We start from the raw sequence: 15,743 nt of genomic DNA on the forward strand, positions 1-15,743 counted from the left end.
GGTAGCAGCGCGACCATGACACGAGGCCGCCATGTCGACCAGCTCATGAACTACTCGAAGCCTGGAAGGACCACCGCTCCAAGATCGGCTACGCTCGGCATGAAGAAGCCCCCCATAGGATTTCCGAAGCCCAACGCGTCGACAGCCAGCGCATCGCCGAACGCCCATGGACCATCGCCGGCGACCGGCGACGCCCAAGAAACCAGCACCGAGTCGTGCTCTCCGTCCGGCTCGAGCCTGAACGGTTGCGAGAGATCGAGCGCGAGATCGCCAGGCTCAAAACGGCGGATGCTGATTTCTGCAGGCGGCGTTTCCGCTTCGTCAGCATACAGCCGCAACACCGCTTCTCGGGTAGCGGTGTCGTAGCTCGTGACGATGCGCGATGGTGTCCATGGAACGATGATGCGGTCGTCCTTTGACGCGTCCTCGACGGTGAGAGAGGAACCAGCCTCTACGAGGATGAAGCGATCCGCGTGAGGCGACGCGACCACGCGCGGGAGGCCCGAGACCGCGAGCTCAGCGTGGCCGCCATCCCGGCGCCCCACAAGGCGAAGATCGCCGCTCGCTGAACTCCAAACATCGAAGCCAACTTCGGCTTGGGAAAGATCGAGAACATTCCCATCGCCACCGGTCGTCTCGTTCGCGGGAGAAAATTTGAACTTGGGCGGCGTGGACGTGAGGCCAACCCCTCGGCCAATGACGACACGGTCGCCTGTCCCGTTCCACGTGATCTCTTCGATCGAGTACAGGTGGTCCAGCCCTCCTTTGAAACCGGCGATGAAGTCCGGGGTACGGTGGGGAACGCTCTGCGGTGGCGCTTCGATCGTCACCGGGCCCGCTCCCGTATAGTCGACGGCGTCGGTTCCATCCTGGTCGTAGGCCAGGCCGGGTTGGCCGCCGTGGAGAATGTTGAAACCGAGGGACCAGCGCAGCGTGTCGTTTCCGCGACCGCCATAGAGCTTCTCGATCTGGCTGGGCTCGTTGCCGCCAGCGAGAATGTCGTCCCCGTCTCCCGCCACGAGCGTCGTGAACCTCGCGTCCGCTTCGAGGGTGTCGCCGCGCGACGTTCCGAGCAGCGTGGTCGTTCCCGGGGAGAAGCGCAGCCCCGATGGGAGGGCCGCGTCCACGTCGACACCCGCATGATGCAGCAGCGACGCAACCAGGGATGAGGAGTTGATAGTTGGAAGCGCAGATCCCGGAAGCGTCCACGGAATGTAGGGAAACTGTTGCGCGTGGACGTCTGCCGCAAACGACGTCAGTGTGGCCCAGAGGTCGAGAGCCGAAGCATGCTCGGCCACGACGCGCGCTCCACGGCTTCCGCTCGTGCCAATCCGCTCAGCGAGCGCCTCGTTGGCCAAACCGCTGTTGGCATCCGACAGCGTCGTTGCGCCGTCCCAGCCTTCGACCCCGAGCCGGACGTGAGGTCCTTCCACATCGCGAACCCCCTCGATCACGAACCACTCGTCTTGGCGCGGCTTGAGCCGGGAGAACTCGTGCTGAAACACGATCTGGAGATGGTCGAACCCGAGCACGCCGAGGCTCCACATTCGAACCGGCACCCGTTCGACGCTCACAACCGGCATGATGCATCCTCCAAAGTTGATAGGATGAAGTGTAACAATCAAAGGTTGAATGTTTGTTCGGCGCAATTCTGGAGGGAAAAGCGTGCGCACGGGGTTCGAGAAGGCCTACTCGCCCCTTTGCAACATCGGGGAAGCAGTCAATACTGACCAAAAAGGAGCGCGGGGGCGCATCAACGAAGGGGAGAGGACGATGGAGGGAGCTTCACTGAAGAGCCTCGTACTTGGCTTCATTGCCGGAGTACTGGCTCTGCTTACAGCGCACGAGGCCATTAGCTTGTGGCTGTACAATTCGGGGTACGCCACGCGCGTGCCCTGGTCGATGGAACCATCGGCCTTGACCGGCTATCCGCAGCTTCTTACCGACGCGCTTTGGGGCGGGGTCTGGGGCGCGGTTTTCGCTCTCATTCTCGGCAACCCGCCTAAGGGCTCTATGACGGTGCGGGGGACGATTCTCGGTTTGATCGGCCCGGCATTGATCGGCGTTTTGATTGTTCTGCCGCTGATCCGGAACGAGCCGCTGTTCTTCGGCAACGATGTCAATTTGATCTGGCCGGTGCTGCTGGCGGCTGCGGGCTTTGGTGCGGCGACGGCCTGGCTCTACGGATTTCTCACGTCGGGCTGCCGGCTGCCCTGATTTCACGTGAATCCGGACCATGATCGCTTCGGGCCCTATCAGCCCGAAGCGTGAATCATCGGTCCCACTGTGATGATCACGATCGCTTCGGGCCATCAGGCCCGAAGCGACGAATAGCCCTCAGGGCTGGCCGTTGAGTTTGGCGAGGTACGCCGCGCCGCTCATCGTGATCTTGGGATCGATCTCACCGATGGCATTCTTGTCCTTACCCGCGTAGTCGATCCCGGACAGGATCACCCGCATGGCTTCGAGCCGTGCGCGCCGCTGATCGTTGGCGTTGATGACCGTCCAAGGGCTGGTCGCTGTGTGCGTGTAACGGAGCATTTCGACCTCCGCCCGGGTGTAGTCGTCGTACTTCCCGATCGCCGCGAGATCGATTTCCGTCACCTTCCACTTCTTGAACGGATCATGTCTGCGCTCGTGAAAGCGCTTGAGTTGCATCTCCCGGCCGACCGTCAAATAGATCTTGAAGAAGCGGATATTGTCGCGAATGAGCAGCGCCTCGAACTCGGGGGCGTCGCGCAGGAAACGGGCAACTTCGTCTTCGGTGCAAAATCCCATGACGCGTTCGACACCCGCGCGGTTGTACCAGCTCCGATCGAACAGAACCATATCGCCCTTTGTCGGCAAGTGACTGATATAGCGCTGGAAGTACCACTGTCCCCGCTCGGCTTCAGTCGGCTTCGACAGGGCGACCGAACGCGAGTGTCGCGGATTGATCCGCTCGAGAATGCGGGTAATGCACCCGCCCTTGCCTGAGGTGTCGCGCCCCTCGAAGACGACGACGATGCGCTCGCCCTGGGCCTCGGCGTGATCCTGCAACTTAATCAGCTCGAGTTGCAGCTCCTGAAGCTGGTCTTCGTAGATCTTGCGCTTGATCTTGTCGTCATACGGAAACCCTCCGGATTGGAGGGCGCGCTCCTCGAGGTCCGGCGGAAATGTCGGATCGTCGATGTCGAAGGGCGGACTCGGCTTGGCCTTTCCGCCGCTTGCGGCCTTCTCGTCTTTCCCTTTGCCCATGCTGGCCTCGGTCCTCGTCCTGAATTCCCGGCGCACCCTCGATGAACTGTCACACAAGTGTTGTTTATCTGGCTGCCAAACAGAGAGCCGTGAGGGTCCGAGCTTTGGATACCATGAAATGCAAACCGACCGGAACGGTGCGCCGTGAGGGTTGAGACACCGGCTAAGATCGAGGCAATATGGGGTCCCATGACGGATCCCCGGCTGCCGACCCAACCCCTGGCAGCGATCAAATCGCTCGCGACTTCTCTCGTGTCGAAGCTGCAGCCCGTGCGGCTCCGGCTCCGTCGGCATGCGCGCGCGCTTTTCTTTGCTGCAGCCGTCGTTGCGATCCTGGCACTTGCGGGTGGTCTGCCCGGATGGCTGACTGCGGCCGGGTTCATCGCTATGGCAATGATCATCGCCGGTGGGGGCGCTGACGACGAGGACGGAATAGCGGATTTCCGTGATCCGCCCCCGCCCCGCCGCGGGCACTCCTCCGGCGACCGGGACGGCGACAGTTGGCGCCTGCTGCTCGATGCCGTTCCTGATGCGGCCGTCGCGCTGGATCAGAACTTCAGCATTCTGCATTTCAACGCCAGGCTCGAAGAGCTGTTTCCCAAGGTGCGCGTCGGCCAGCAGCTAAGTCAGCTTTCGCGCAACCCCGAGCTCAACGACGCCGTCGAAAAGGCGGTGACATCGAACGAAGCCGTGGTCGTCGATCTGTTCGAGCGCGTGCCCGTTGAGCGGCGCATCTCGGCGACTGTATCCCGGATTGGTGGCCGAGAAGTCCGCCGCGGTATTCCGCTCCTCATCGTGTCGTTTCGCGATCTGACCGAGCAGGACAAGCTTGCGCAGATGCGCGCCGACTTCATCGCCAACGCAAGCCACGAGCTTCGCACGCCGCTCGCGTCTCTGCGCGGGTTCGTCGAAACGCTTCAGGGCCCGGCACGGGACGATCCCGAGGCGCGTGCGCGCTTCCTTACCATCATGTCGAGCCAAGCGACGCGCATGACGCGGCTGATCGACGATCTGCTGTCGCTGAGCCGTGTCGAGATGCGTGTTCATCTTCCGCCGCGCGGCATGCTCGATCTGAACGAAGTGGCGTCCTACGTGGCCCAGGCGCTCGATCCGCTCGCCGCCGGAAACAAGATGAAGATCGTCGTTACGAAAAGCGACACGCCGCTCCGCATCCGCGGTGATCGCGACGAGATTGTGCAGGTCATCCAGAATCTCGTGCACAACGCCATCAAGTATGGACGCGAGGGCGGCCGTGTGGAGATTGCGATCTCGCGGGTGATGGATGGATCGCCCCCTCAACCGCGCGCGCTCGTAGCCGTCGCCGACGATGGACCGGGCATCGCGCCGGAGCACATTCCCCGCCTGACGGAGCGCTTCTATCGCGCCAATGCCGCCGCCAGCCGCGAGAAGGGCGGCACTGGTCTTGGATTGGCGATCGCGAAGCACATCGTCATCCGCCACCGCGGCGAACTCAGGATCTCGAGCGCTGTCGGCAAAGGCTCGACGTTCTCGATCCTGTTCGACGAGCTCGGCGGAGCGCGCAGCTAGTCCGTCCGGTACTTTTTGAGCTCCCGCACGAGCGATGCCAGTCGCTCGGCAACCTCCACTCCGGTGTCCACGGACGCTTTGAGCGTTGCCCGGTTCTGGATCAGCTTGTTGAGCCGGTCCTGGCATTCGCCGAAGCCGAAGAAGATTTCCTCGGGAGCTTCAACCGTGCCGTCTTCCACGGCGCACATCACCTCGAATGCGCTCTGCGAGGCAAGCACCAGCATCGAGGCGACATCGTTGATGGCCTGTTGGTAGATCTTGGCCGCGTCGGGTCCCACGCGCGGTCCGTGCACGCCGAATTTGAGAGGCGTTCCCCCCTGCGCGCCCTCACCTGCGAATAGCTTTGGGTTGCGCTGAAACCGCCGGAAGATCTCGCAGAGGTGCAGGCAGCAGGTCTCCAGTTCCCGCAGTGCCGTCACGGCCTTCCGCTTTGGCCGCATCCGATCGGTGGCGCGCTCGCGCGCGGCCCAATTGATGGTGGCGATGGAAGATATGGTTCCGAGCGCCGCAATGGCCGGCAGAACGGCAGCGAAGGGATCGGGAGCGATCCTTGAATCGCCATCGTCGGGCGCCGAAGGTCCGGAATCTTTAGCCAAAGGTTGACTGCTCACTGTTGTGCAGACCGGCGCCGCAGCCGAAAAAGGCGACAACATTTACGCTGAGGTCGCCCATGACACGTGGAGACTTGCGGCCCCGGCTCGCTTTCATCACACCACTCTGTCGAGAAGGCGGCAGCCGTCCCGGGATAGGTGAAAAAACGGCCAAAAAAGCCTAATACACGCGCGCCTTCGGCTCGATGTACTTGATTTCGTTGGTCAACGTATGCGTGTGCACAGGCCGGAAATCGATCTTCACCGATTGCGTCGCATAGTCGGCAAATGCCAACGTGTGCTTCATCCAGTTGGCATCGTCGCGGTTCGGATAGTCCTCACGGGCGTGCGCGCCGCGGCTCTCCTTACGGTTCTCGGCACCGACGACCGTCACCGCTGCCTGCGCGATCAGGTTGTCGTATTCGAGCGTCTCGATCAGATCCGAATTCCAGATCAGGGAGCGGTCGGTCACGCCAATGTCGCGCGTCTGCTTCCAGATCTCGGTGATCTTCTCGACGCCCTCCTTGAGCACTGGCCCGTCACGGAACACGGCGCAGTTGGCTTGCATGACCTTCTGCATCTTGAGGCGCAGCGCCGCCGTCGGCTCTTTGCCCTTCGCATAGCGATAGCGGTCGAGGCGCGCGAGCGCAGCGTCCGTTGCTCCCTTGTGGAAGTCGGGTTGCGACGCGCCGGTCTCGATCGTCGACTCGCACCGCAAGGCCGCTGCCCGTCCGAACACGACGAGATCGATGAGCGAATTCGAGCCGAGACGGTTCGCGCCATGCACCGAGACGCAGGCCGCTTCGCCGATGGCCATGAGGCCCGGAACGATGTGATCCGGATTACCGCCCTTCAGCGTCAGCACCTCGCCGTGATAGTTCGTCGGGATGCCGCCCATGTTGTAGTGCACCGTCGGCAGAACGGGGATCGGCTGGCGTGTGAGATCCACGCCCGCGAATACCTTCGCGCTCTCCGTGATGCCGGGCAGGCGCTCGTGAAGGATTTTCGGATCTAGATGGTCGAGGTGCAGATAGATGTGATCGTTGTCGCCGCCGACGCCGCGGCCTTCGCGGATCTCGATCGTCATCGAGCGCGAAACGACGTCGCGTGAGGCAAGATCCTTGGCGTGGGGGGCATAGCGCTCCATGAAGCGCTCGCCCTGCGCGTTCGTGAGATAGCCGCCTTCGCCGCGCGCGCCCTCTGTAATGAGAACGCCCGCGCCGTAGATGCCGGTTGGATGGAACTGCACGAATTCCATGTCCTGCAGCGGCAGGCCCGCGCGCAGCACCATCGCGTTGCCGTCGCCGGTGCAGGTGTGTGCCGATGTGCACGAGAAATACGCGCGCCCATAGCCGCCCGTCGCGAGAATGGTGCGCTTGGCGCGGAAGCGGTGGATCGTACCGTCTTCCATTGAGAGCGCGATCACGCCGCGACAGACGCCCTCGTCGTCCATCAGGAGATCGAGCGCGAAGTACTCGATGAAGAACTCGGCCGAGTGACGAAGCGACTGGCCGTAGAGTGTATGCAGCATGGCGTGGCCGGTGCGGTCGGCCGCCGCGCACGTGCGCTGGGCGGGCGGTCCCGAGCCGAACTCGGTCGTCATGCCGCCGAACGGACGCTGATAGATCTTGCCGTCTTCCGTGCGCGAGAACGGAACGCCGTAGTGCTCGAGCTCGTAAACGGCATCCGGCGCGTGGCGGCAGAGATACTCGATGGCATCCTGGTCGCCGAGCCAATCCGACCCTTTGACGGTGTCGTACATGTGCCAGCGCCAGTTGTCCGGACCCATGTTGCCGAGCGAAGCGGCAACGCCACCTTGTGCGGCGACCGTATGCGAGCGGGTCGGGAAAACCTTCGTGATGCAGGCCGTCTTGAGGCCGGCTTCCGCGGCGCCGAGCGTCGCGCGCAATCCGGCGCCGCCAGCACCGACAACGATCACGTCATAGGTGTGGTCTTGTGTGGGATAGGCCTTCCCGTTGATGGCGGGAGCGCTCACCGAAGCGGGATCTTTGCCGTTGGTCTTGGCGGCCATGGGTACGCTTAGCCTCCGAAGGAGAGCTTGAGGATGGAAAGGGTGCTCGCTCCAGCGACCGCGATCGCAAAGAACGTATTGAGCAGCAGCAGCGCGATCTTGGCGGCTTCGCCGTGCACATAGTCCTCGATGATGACCTGCATCCCGAGGCGCATATGAATGGCCGCCGACACGACGAACAGCAACAGCGGCAGTGCATAGAGCGGGTTCGCCAACGTTGCCTTGACTTGCCCGTGGTCGGCACCGACCAGACTGAGGACCAAACAGATCGCGAAGATCGAGAGTAGGAGATTGGCCGCTGCGGTCACGCGCTGGAGCCAGAAATGGTCCGCGCCTTCTTTGGCCGATCCGAGATAGCGGACGTTCTTGAGAGGGGTACGCATGCTCATGGCGCGGCGCCTCCAGTGCAGAGGAGCACATAGCCCCAAATCAAGACCGTCGCGGTGGCGGAAAAGGCCAGCGTCCCCCAGGACAGGAGATCGACCGTTTCGAGCGCATAGCCGTGTCCGGTATCCCAGATGAAATGGCGGACACCGCCTGCCAGGTGATGTAGCAATGCCCAGGTGTAACCGATCAGGACGATCTGACCCGGCCACCAGGCAAGCCAGCTCGTCACGGTATTGTAGGCATCCGCGCCGCTCGCCGCGGCAACCAGAACGCAAGCGACCAGGATCGTGCCGACGTAGAGCGCCCCTCCGGTGATGCGATGCACAATCGACATCAGCATGTTGATCGGCATTTTGTAGATCTGCAGGTGCGGCGAGAGCGGACGTGCCGCTTGCGAGCCTCGCTTCGCGTTGGCATCAGCCATTGGTATTCGTCCCTTTGGATGCACGGGCTGCGGCGGCCTTGAGACCGTGTCGGCCTTTTAGCTCGCACCGGCAAACCGGGCAATTCGCCAAATTGTTACGTTGCTGCCGCGGACGGCAGCGGTAAAAATACGATTCACCAACTCAGGTTAGAGAGCCGACGATTGCCTTCCCGAGGCCCTGCCCGCTTTCGTAGGCATGCTCGGCCAAACGCCCGAGACACCAGTCCCCGGCGGTGCCGAGCCTGTGGTGGGTCGAGTAAATGAAGCTTTCGCCGAGCGACTGCTCGACGAGGCCATGCCGCCAGAGGTGCGCGGTCATGAGCTGCGGCGTGACGGGTGGCAAGCCGAGCTGCCGGGTCACCTCGCCCCAGATCTCTTCGGCTACGGCTTCGGGTTCGGCATCCTCGGTTTCGCGACTCCAGTTGGGAGACGCATGGATGACGATGGTCTCGCCGCCGCCCGTGGCGCTGCGGCCAGGCTTCGAGCTGTTGCGCGCGATCCAGCGCAGCACCTCGGACATATCGGAATAAACGTCCTGATCCGGCAGCGTGCGCTCGGCGAGCCGCACCATCACGGCCCAGGTCGGCAGCATCCGAACGCGCGACAGGGCTTCCACCATGCCTTCCACCCGGCCAAGGAGCAGGCGCGCCGCTGGCGCCGGGATGGCCACTGCCACGGCCGCGAAGGGTCCCACGCTCGTCTGGTCCTCGAACCACACCATCCACCCCTTGTCGGTCCGTGACAACGTGTGAACCTTCTTTCCGGTGTGAACGCGAATGCTCTCGGCGAGGGGGCGCACGATGGACGACATGCCCGGCGTGCCCACATACCATGTGTGAAGCTGGACGCCTTTGGTGTCGCCCGATGTCGTCTTGGGATCCCAGCGGGCCGCATAGCCGGCCGACACGAGCTCGTTGATGTAGGCGCGAAACTTGTCCGAACGGGCCGTGAGGTACTGCGCGCCGGAATCGAACGCCACGAGCCCGTTACGAGCTGTCGCCACGCGACCGCCAATCACGCGCTCTTGCTCGAACACTTCCACGAAGCAGCCCGCACGTCTGAGGTAGGACGAGCAAGACAACCCGGCCAAACCGGCGCCGATGACGGCCACCTTATGCGTCAAGAGTTAGCTGGCGAGACAGTCGCCCCTCCCGGAAAACAGCAGGTCTCATTCTTGTGGGTCAGGCGCGTGCGCAGTCCGCTGGAAAGTCTCGCGTGAAAACGATCTCGAAGACAAGCGATGAATCGCGAATGATTGGCAACTACCGAAAACGATAGTTGCCTCAAGCACGAAGAACATTGCGCGAGAACGTCCGCTTAGCGCGGCAGCACAACCCAGATGTCGAGATCGAGGATCACGCCCTCCGCGTATTCGCCGCTGTCCTTCTTGAAGGGGAAGCTGCTCGCATCCTGGTTCTTGACCGCGACCAGGCGGGTCCGCAGCGCGCCGACGTCGGTCCGGCCGGGAAGCTCCGCCTTTTCCAGCACTTCCGACCAGGAATAGACGGTATCACCCGCAAACAGCGGAGCCACGTGGCGGCCACCGTTGATCGCCGCGATGTGGAAGGCGTTGTTCATGCCGTTGAACGAGAGCGCGCGCGCCAGCGAGATCGTCACACCGCCGTAGACGATGCGCTTGCCAAAGCGGCCCTTGGCTTCCGTGTGCTGGTTGAAGTGCACCTTGGCCGTATTCTGGTAGAGGCGCGTCGCCATCTGGTGCTCGGCTTCTTCGAGCGTCATGCCGTCGACGTGGTCGATGCGCTCGCCGACTTCGTAGTCGCCCCAGCGATAGGGAGCCCCAGCCTCGGCGAAGTTATAGGCGGCGATGTCGAGCGGCGGCACTGCGCCGCCGATGTCCTTGGGATCGACGCGGTCGGGAAGCTGAGGCACCACGGCGTCCGGCGCCGGAGAAGCCTTGTCGCGTTTCCGCACCATCACCCAGCGGGTGTACTCGAGCACCACCTCGCCCTTCTGATTGCGCCCCGTCGAGCGGACGTAGACGGTGCCCGTCTCCCGGTTGGAATTTTCTTTGAGTCCAATGACTTCCGAGACGGTTGAGAGCGTATCGCCCGGATAGGCCGGCTTCAGAAAGCGGCCGCCAGCGTAGCCGAGGTTGGCGATGGCGTTCAGCGAGACATCGGGAACGGTCTTTCCGAACACCACGTGGAATAGCAGGAGATCGTCCACCGGTGACCGGGGATAGCCGATGGCGCGGGCAAACTGGTCCGAGGACTGAACGGCGAAACGGGGACCATAAAGGCTGGTGTAGAGCGCCACGTCACCTTCCGTCAGCGTGCGCGGCGTAGCGTGGTTCAGAATCTGCCCAACGCTGTAATCTTCAAAGAAGTTGCCCGGATTGGTCTTGGTCATCGCGCTCGCTCGGTCGAAATGGGTCGTAGGGGGGTCGTATGCCACTTTTGGCGGCTCTGTGCGAGTGCGCCATATTGCTCGCTTGCCGCACCCTTTGCGCCATTCGCAGCAGCGATACTGCGGACGATTGGGAGGGGGAGGACAAGCTTCTGCGGCGCGTGCCAACCCAGACGAGCAATGCAGCGCTGCTAAATGCCACCCCGAGCATCGAGACGCCAATCCAGCCGGCATGGGCATAGGCCATCGTGGATGCAGTTGCACCCATGGCACTGCCGATCGAATAGAACACCATGTAGCCGCCGACGAGACGGCTGCGCGCCTCGGGGTGGCGCGCGAAGATGATGCTTTGATTGGTGACGTGGATCGCCTGCACCGCAAGGTCGAGCAGCACGACGCCGATGACGAGTGCGGCGATCGACACCGGCAACAGCGCGATCAGCCCCCACGATGCAATGAGGAGCACGAGCGAGAGGCCGGTTGTCCATTGGCCAAGGCCGCGATCCGCCAGTCTGCCCGCGCGGCTTGCCGCCGCCGCACCTGCAAGGCCGACGAGGCCGAAAAGGCCGATCTCGCTATGGGAGAAAGAGAACGGAGGAGCGCTCAGCGGTAGCACCAGCGCAGTCCAGAACGTGCTGAATGCCGCGAACAGAAACAACGCCAGGACGCCACGGATGAGGAGCAAGGGCTCCCGTAGGAACAAAACTGGAATAGAGCGGAGCGTGGCGAAGTAGCCGTCGGTTTGTTCCGGCGACCGGCTCCTTGGCAGGATACGGATGAGGAGACAGGTCATGGCGAGCGTGAGGCCAGCCGAAACGAGATAGACGGCACGCCAGCCCCCGAGATCGGCCAGAACTCCGGCAACGAAACGGGCTGCGAGGATGCCGATCACGATCCCGCTGGTCACCAGTCCGACAGCCCTGCCGCGCTCGGATGATGCGGCCAGCGTCGCGGCAAAGGCGACGAGCACCTGTGCCACGACCGCCAGGAGGCCGATCGCGGCCATGCCGGCAAACAGGACACCCTCCGTCCTGGCTGTCGCGACTGCAACGAGAGCGAACGCCGATAAGAGGCCTTGGGCAACAACGAGTCGGCGCCGGTCGAGAAGATCGCCGAGCGGCACGATGAAGAAGAGTCCGAGCGCGTATCCGATCTGCGTGAGGGTTACGACAAGCCCGATCGCTGCCGGGGCAATCCCGAAATCACCTGCGATCGCGTCGAGTAGCGGCTGGGCGTAGTAGACGTTCGCAACGCTGAGACCAGCCGCGGCTGCGAAAATCAATGCCGTGGACCTCGACAACCCGTTGGCCGATATGTGCTTTTCTTCGTTCGCCCCGCCACGGTGCATGGACCGTCCCTCGCCTGAGTGTTCCAGTCCTATGACGAGACCACTTGTGGGGCGGCAAATCTAGTTCTATTTTAGAACCGGATCTGGATGCGAGCAAAGGTTCGGGACACATGGTCAAGCGGGTCAGCCTGGCGGGAGCGGGATGTCCTGTGGCACGGGCGCTTGATGTGATTGGCGACTGGTGGTCACTGCTGATTATCCGGGATGCCTTCGACGGCATACGGCGTTTCAACGAATTCCAGACCGGGCTCGGCATTGCCAAGGGCATGCTGGCGAACCGTCTGCGTGACCTCACGGAGCGCGGAATTCTGGAGACCGTGCCGGCTTCCGACGGCAGCGCCTATCGGGAGTACATCCTGACCGAAAAAGGGCGCGGCCTTTTCCTCGTCCTCGTCGCCTTACGCCAATGGGGCGAAGACCAGCTGTGCGGACCCGACGAAGAGCATTCCGTGCTGGTCGATACTACGAACGGTGATCCGGTGGGGCGTCTCGAATTGCGTGCATCCGATGGACGAGCGCTCACCTGGAGTGAGACTTATGTGCGAAAGTTGGGAGAAGGGCCGGGGCTGAAGAGATAGACCTTCGCCACCGGAACGCAGCCGCACGCTGATCCCGACCAAGCCCTAGAACCACTCCTCGATTTCCTTAACCGAGTTGGCGATCGCAACCGTCCGTTTGGCCTGCACCAGGTGCAGCCGCTCAACCATCTTGCCCTCGACTGTAATGACGCCCTTGGAGGCGTTCTCCGGCTCCTCGAACGCGCGGATGATCTTTTTCGACCACAGGATTTCTTCGTCCGTGGGCGCGAAGATCTCGTTGCACGGCGTCACTTGCGAGGGATGGATCAACGTCTTCCCGTCCATGCCGAGTGTACGCCCATGCTCGCACTCTGTGCGGAAACCCGTCTCGTCCTTGAAGTCGTTGTAGACGCCGTCGATGATGTCGAGGCCGTACCCGCGAGCTGCCACCACGGTCAGCGCCAGCCACGGCACCACCGCGAACCGGTCGTGCAAGGCGCGCGCCCGGCTTTCTTTCAAGAGATCGTTCGTGCCCATGACGAGGCAAACGAGCCGGTTTTCGGGGTCGGCACCCACGGCCGCGATCTGCGCCGCGTGCAGGATTGAGAGCGGCGTCTCCATCATCGCCCAGAGCTTCGTCTTCTCGGGCGCGTTGACAGACTTCAGGATTTTTGCCGCGCTGATGATGTCGCCCGGATGCTGCACCTTCGGAATGAGAATGGCATCCGGCGCGGCGGAGGCCGCAGCCAGGATGTCGGCCGTACCCCAGGCCGTTTCGAGCGCATTGGGGCGGATGACGATCTCGCGCCGCCCGTAGCCGCCCTCCTTCACCGCCGCGACAACCTTTTTGCGCGCTTCAACCTTTGCGTCGGGTGCGACCGAGTCCTCGAGGTCCAGGATCAGCGCATCAGCGGGCAAGGATCGCGATTTTTCGAGCGCGCGGTCGTTCGCGCCGGGCATATAGAGGACGCTGCGTCGGGGACGAATGAGAGTCATCGGGTTCGTCTCGTTTTTTTTGGGAGGCGCGTACGGTGCAGTGCAAAAATACTGCAAAGCGCAGCGTGGACCAACGCGACTATATGCTCAGCCCACCGGATTTATGGCGCTGAGAGCGAAGGATCAAAATGGCGACCATTCTTGCAGTCTCCTCGTTTGTGGCCCGCGGCACCGTAGGACTGCGTGCCATCATGCCCGCGTTGGATCGCATGGGCCACGAGGTCATCGCGTTCCCAACCACGCTCCTTTCAAACCACCTCGGGCATCCCCGCGCGGACGGGGCGGCAGTTCCTCCGGAAACGCTCGTCGCCATGTTTGAGGCGTTCGATGCGAACGGGTGGCTGGCGAAGGTCGACGGCATTCAGACGGGATACCTGCCGAGCCCTGATCACGTCCGCCTTGTCGAGACGATGATCGAGCGCGTACGCGCCGTCAGGCCCGATGCGTTGATCGTCTGCGATCCTGTGCTCGGCGATCATCCCGGCGGACTCTACGTGCCGAAAAGCGTCGCACACGCCGTCCACGACCGTTTGCTCCCGCGTGCGACCCACGTGAAACCCAATCCCTTTGAGCTCGCGTTTCTTTCGGATCGCACGATTGAAACGCTGGCTGATGTCATCGAGGCGGCGCGTGCGCTGCCGCCTGCGATCGTACTCGCAAGCTCCGTTCATGATGGACCCGAGCGGCTCGCGAACGTGATCGTCACCGAAACACGCGCCGGGCTTTGCAGCGTGCCGCGAGTACGTGATGTTCCGCTTGGCACCGGAGATCTTCTGACGGCACTCTTCACGGCACGTGCGCTCGAAGGAAAGGATCCGCTTGCAAGTGCGGCTTTTGCTGCCGCTGGCGTTGCTGCAGCGATTGCAGCCAGCAGCGGTCACGATGAGCTGCAGTTGGCGAGCCCGATCGAGTGGCACCGTGCTGCCCCATTGAGCATGGTCGACCTCGCGGCCGAATAGAGTTGACCCGCGATAGGGCATCCCGCAAAAGATGGAAAATCAACGCATTAGGAAAGAGTTGTGATGGTTGGCAAGCTGCGCGGCGCGCTCAAGTTCGTTCATCATGAAGCGTCCGGCGGCGTCATGCTGCTCATGGCAGCAATGCTGGCTCTCCTGTTAGCCAACTCGCCGCTCGCGGCCCTCTATGGCGCACTCCTCGATACGCACCTCTCGGTCAAGATCGGCGAATGGGGCATTGACAAGAACCTGCTCCATTGGATCAACGACGGCCTGATGGCCATTTTCTTTTTTCACGTGGGTCTCGAGATCAAACGTGAGTTGGTCGAAGGCGAGCTTTCGACCGTGAAGCAGGCCGCGCTGCCTGCGCTCGGCGCCCTGGGTGGCATGATTGTCCCGGCGCTCATCTACATAGGGATCAACCGCAATGACCCGCACGCTATTGCCGGTTGGGCGATTCCGACCGCAACCGACATTGCATTCGCGGTCGGCGTTCTGGCGCTCGTCGGCTCGCGCATTCCGCCAGCGTTGAAGATCTATCTTCTCGCGCTCGCCATTATCGACGATCTCGGCGCGATTTTGATCATTGCGTTCTTCTACACCTACAATTTGTCGATGATGGCGTTGCTGCTCGCCGGTCTCGGCGTTGTCGGCTTGGTCGTCCTCAATCGCCGTGGTGTGACCAGCACGGCCGCCTATGTGCTGATGGGCTTTTTTGTCTGGCTTTGCGTGCTGAAGTCCGGTGTGCACGCCACGCTGGCTGGTGTCATTACTGCGTTCGCCATTCCCCTGACCCCAATCGTAAACGGCGACAGGCACAAAACCTCGGAATCGCTCGCCTCGCGGCTCCAGGAGAACCTGCATCCATGGGTGAACTTCGGCGTGCTGCCGGCGTTCGCGTTTGCCAACGCGGGCGTCTCTCTGGCGGGTTTGACACTGGCGAAGTTGGTAAGCCCCATCCCGCTCGGAATCGCGCTCGGCCTATTGGTTGGCAAGGCCATCGGTGTCTTCGGCTTCTCGTCTCTGGCGATCGCATTTGGGGCAGGATCACGGCCCGAAGGTGCGTCGTGGACTCAGCTCTTCGGGGTGTCCGTATTGGCGGGCATCGGTTTCACCATGAGCTTGTTCATCGGCATGCTCGCGTTCCCGGAGCCGCAATACGCCGCCGACATTCGGATCGGTGTCCTCTCCGGCTCGATTTGCGCGGCCCTGATCGGATATCTGATCCTCACACGCGCCAAGCCAGCTCTCGCGCCACCGTCCTCAGCCAAGCGTTGAACGGTGCCAAAAAATATGGCCGGGACGAGCCCGGCCATAACCGCATCATGGTTGTGCGCTGG

Annotated in this window: 15 protein-coding genes; 5 read left to right on the plus strand and 10 right to left on the minus strand. The window is 62.6% G+C overall.

Translation table 11 applies throughout. The features are described 5' to 3' along the window. Positions 1–50 precede the first annotated feature (50 nt). Entirely contained in the window at positions 51–1,583 is a 1,533-nt protein-coding gene (locus VHO05_RS05630; RefSeq protein ID WP_329645620.1) for a hypothetical protein, read from the minus strand. A gap of 190 nt (positions 1,584–1,773) precedes the next feature. Here VHO05_RS05630 and VHO05_RS05635 point away from each other — a divergent pair, with 190 nt between their 5' ends. After that, positions 1,774–2,217, plus strand: a complete 444-nt coding sequence (locus VHO05_RS05635) for a hypothetical protein (RefSeq protein ID WP_329645621.1) — start codon at positions 1,774–1,776, stop codon at positions 2,215–2,217. Between the two features lie 120 nt (positions 2,218–2,337). Here VHO05_RS05635 and ppk2 read toward each other — a convergent pair whose 3' ends face one another. Further along, positions 2,338–3,237 carry a polyphosphate kinase 2 gene (gene ppk2 / locus VHO05_RS05640; protein ID WP_329645622.1) on the minus strand — a complete coding sequence of 300 codons (900 nt, stop codon included), beginning with the start codon at positions 3,235–3,237 and terminating at the stop codon, positions 2,338–2,340. A gap of 189 nt (positions 3,238–3,426) precedes the next feature. Between ppk2 and VHO05_RS05645 the strand changes: the two genes are divergently transcribed. Then, on the plus strand, positions 3,427–4,785 hold the full coding sequence (locus VHO05_RS05645; protein ID WP_329645623.1) for an ATP-binding protein: 1,359 nt from the start codon (positions 3,427–3,429) through the stop codon (positions 4,783–4,785). Here VHO05_RS05645 and VHO05_RS05650 read toward each other — a convergent pair. The 7 genes from VHO05_RS05650 to VHO05_RS05680 form a co-directional block, all read right to left on the minus strand. After that, entirely contained in the window at positions 4,782–5,381 is a 600-nt protein-coding gene (locus VHO05_RS05650) for a hypothetical protein (RefSeq protein ID WP_329645624.1), read from the minus strand. The two genes, VHO05_RS05645 and VHO05_RS05650, sit on opposite strands and share 4 nt — an antisense overlap. Positions 5,382–5,556: 175 nt before the next feature. Next, entirely contained in the window at positions 5,557–7,407 is a 1,851-nt protein-coding gene (sdhA, locus tag VHO05_RS05655) for a succinate dehydrogenase flavoprotein subunit (protein ID WP_329645625.1), read from the minus strand. 8 nt (positions 7,408–7,415) lie between these two features. Then, a complete protein-coding gene (gene sdhD, locus VHO05_RS05660; protein WP_329645626.1) occupies positions 7,416–7,796 on the minus strand; it encodes a succinate dehydrogenase, hydrophobic membrane anchor protein in 381 nt (126 codons plus the stop codon). Then, on the minus strand, positions 7,793–8,218 hold the full coding sequence (sdhC, locus tag VHO05_RS05665) for a succinate dehydrogenase, cytochrome b556 subunit (protein ID WP_329645627.1): 426 nt from the start codon (positions 8,216–8,218) through the stop codon (positions 7,793–7,795). Before sdhC ends, sdhD begins: the two co-directional genes overlap by 4 nt. Before the next feature lie 142 nt (positions 8,219–8,360). Further along, on the minus strand, positions 8,361–9,341 hold the full coding sequence (locus tag VHO05_RS05670; protein WP_329645628.1) for an NAD(P)/FAD-dependent oxidoreductase: 981 nt from the start codon (positions 9,339–9,341) through the stop codon (positions 8,361–8,363). 194 nt (positions 9,342–9,535) lie between these two features. Further along, the gene (locus tag VHO05_RS05675) at positions 9,536–10,588 is read right to left on the minus strand and encodes a MaoC family dehydratase (protein ID WP_329645629.1); all 1,053 of its coding nucleotides are present in this window, start codon (positions 10,586–10,588) and stop codon (positions 9,536–9,538) included. Next, the gene (locus tag VHO05_RS05680) at positions 10,557–11,933 is read right to left on the minus strand and encodes an MFS transporter (protein WP_329645630.1); all 1,377 of its coding nucleotides are present in this window, start codon (positions 11,931–11,933) and stop codon (positions 10,557–10,559) included. The genes VHO05_RS05675 and VHO05_RS05680 overlap by 32 nt, the downstream gene beginning before the upstream one ends. Before the next feature lie 110 nt (positions 11,934–12,043). On the opposite strand from VHO05_RS05680, the gene VHO05_RS05685 reads away from it, so the two are divergent. Then, positions 12,044–12,511 carry a helix-turn-helix domain-containing protein gene (locus tag VHO05_RS05685; protein WP_329645631.1) on the plus strand — a complete coding sequence of 156 codons (468 nt, stop codon included), beginning with the start codon at positions 12,044–12,046 and terminating at the stop codon, positions 12,509–12,511. 45 nt (positions 12,512–12,556) lie between these two features. Here VHO05_RS05685 and VHO05_RS05690 read toward each other — a convergent pair whose 3' ends face one another. Further along, positions 12,557–13,447 (minus strand): CoA ester lyase, encoded by an 891-nt coding sequence (locus VHO05_RS05690; RefSeq protein WP_329645632.1) that lies wholly within the window; start codon positions 13,445–13,447, stop codon positions 12,557–12,559. A gap of 128 nt (positions 13,448–13,575) precedes the next feature. On the opposite strand from VHO05_RS05690, the gene VHO05_RS05695 reads away from it, so the two are divergent. Next, positions 13,576–14,406, plus strand: a complete 831-nt coding sequence (locus tag VHO05_RS05695; RefSeq protein ID WP_329645633.1) for a pyridoxal kinase — start codon at positions 13,576–13,578, stop codon at positions 14,404–14,406. A 63-nt stretch (positions 14,407–14,469) separates the two neighbouring features. Continuing rightward, positions 14,470–15,681: a Na+/H+ antiporter NhaA gene (nhaA, locus tag VHO05_RS05700; RefSeq protein ID WP_329645634.1), complete on the plus strand. Its 1,212-nt coding sequence runs from the start codon at positions 14,470–14,472 to the stop codon at positions 15,679–15,681. Positions 15,682–15,743 lie beyond the last annotated feature (62 nt).

This window comes from Hyphomicrobium sp. (assembly GCF_036262015.1).
Classification (GTDB): domain Bacteria; phylum Pseudomonadota; class Alphaproteobacteria; order Rhizobiales; family Hyphomicrobiaceae; genus Hyphomicrobium_C.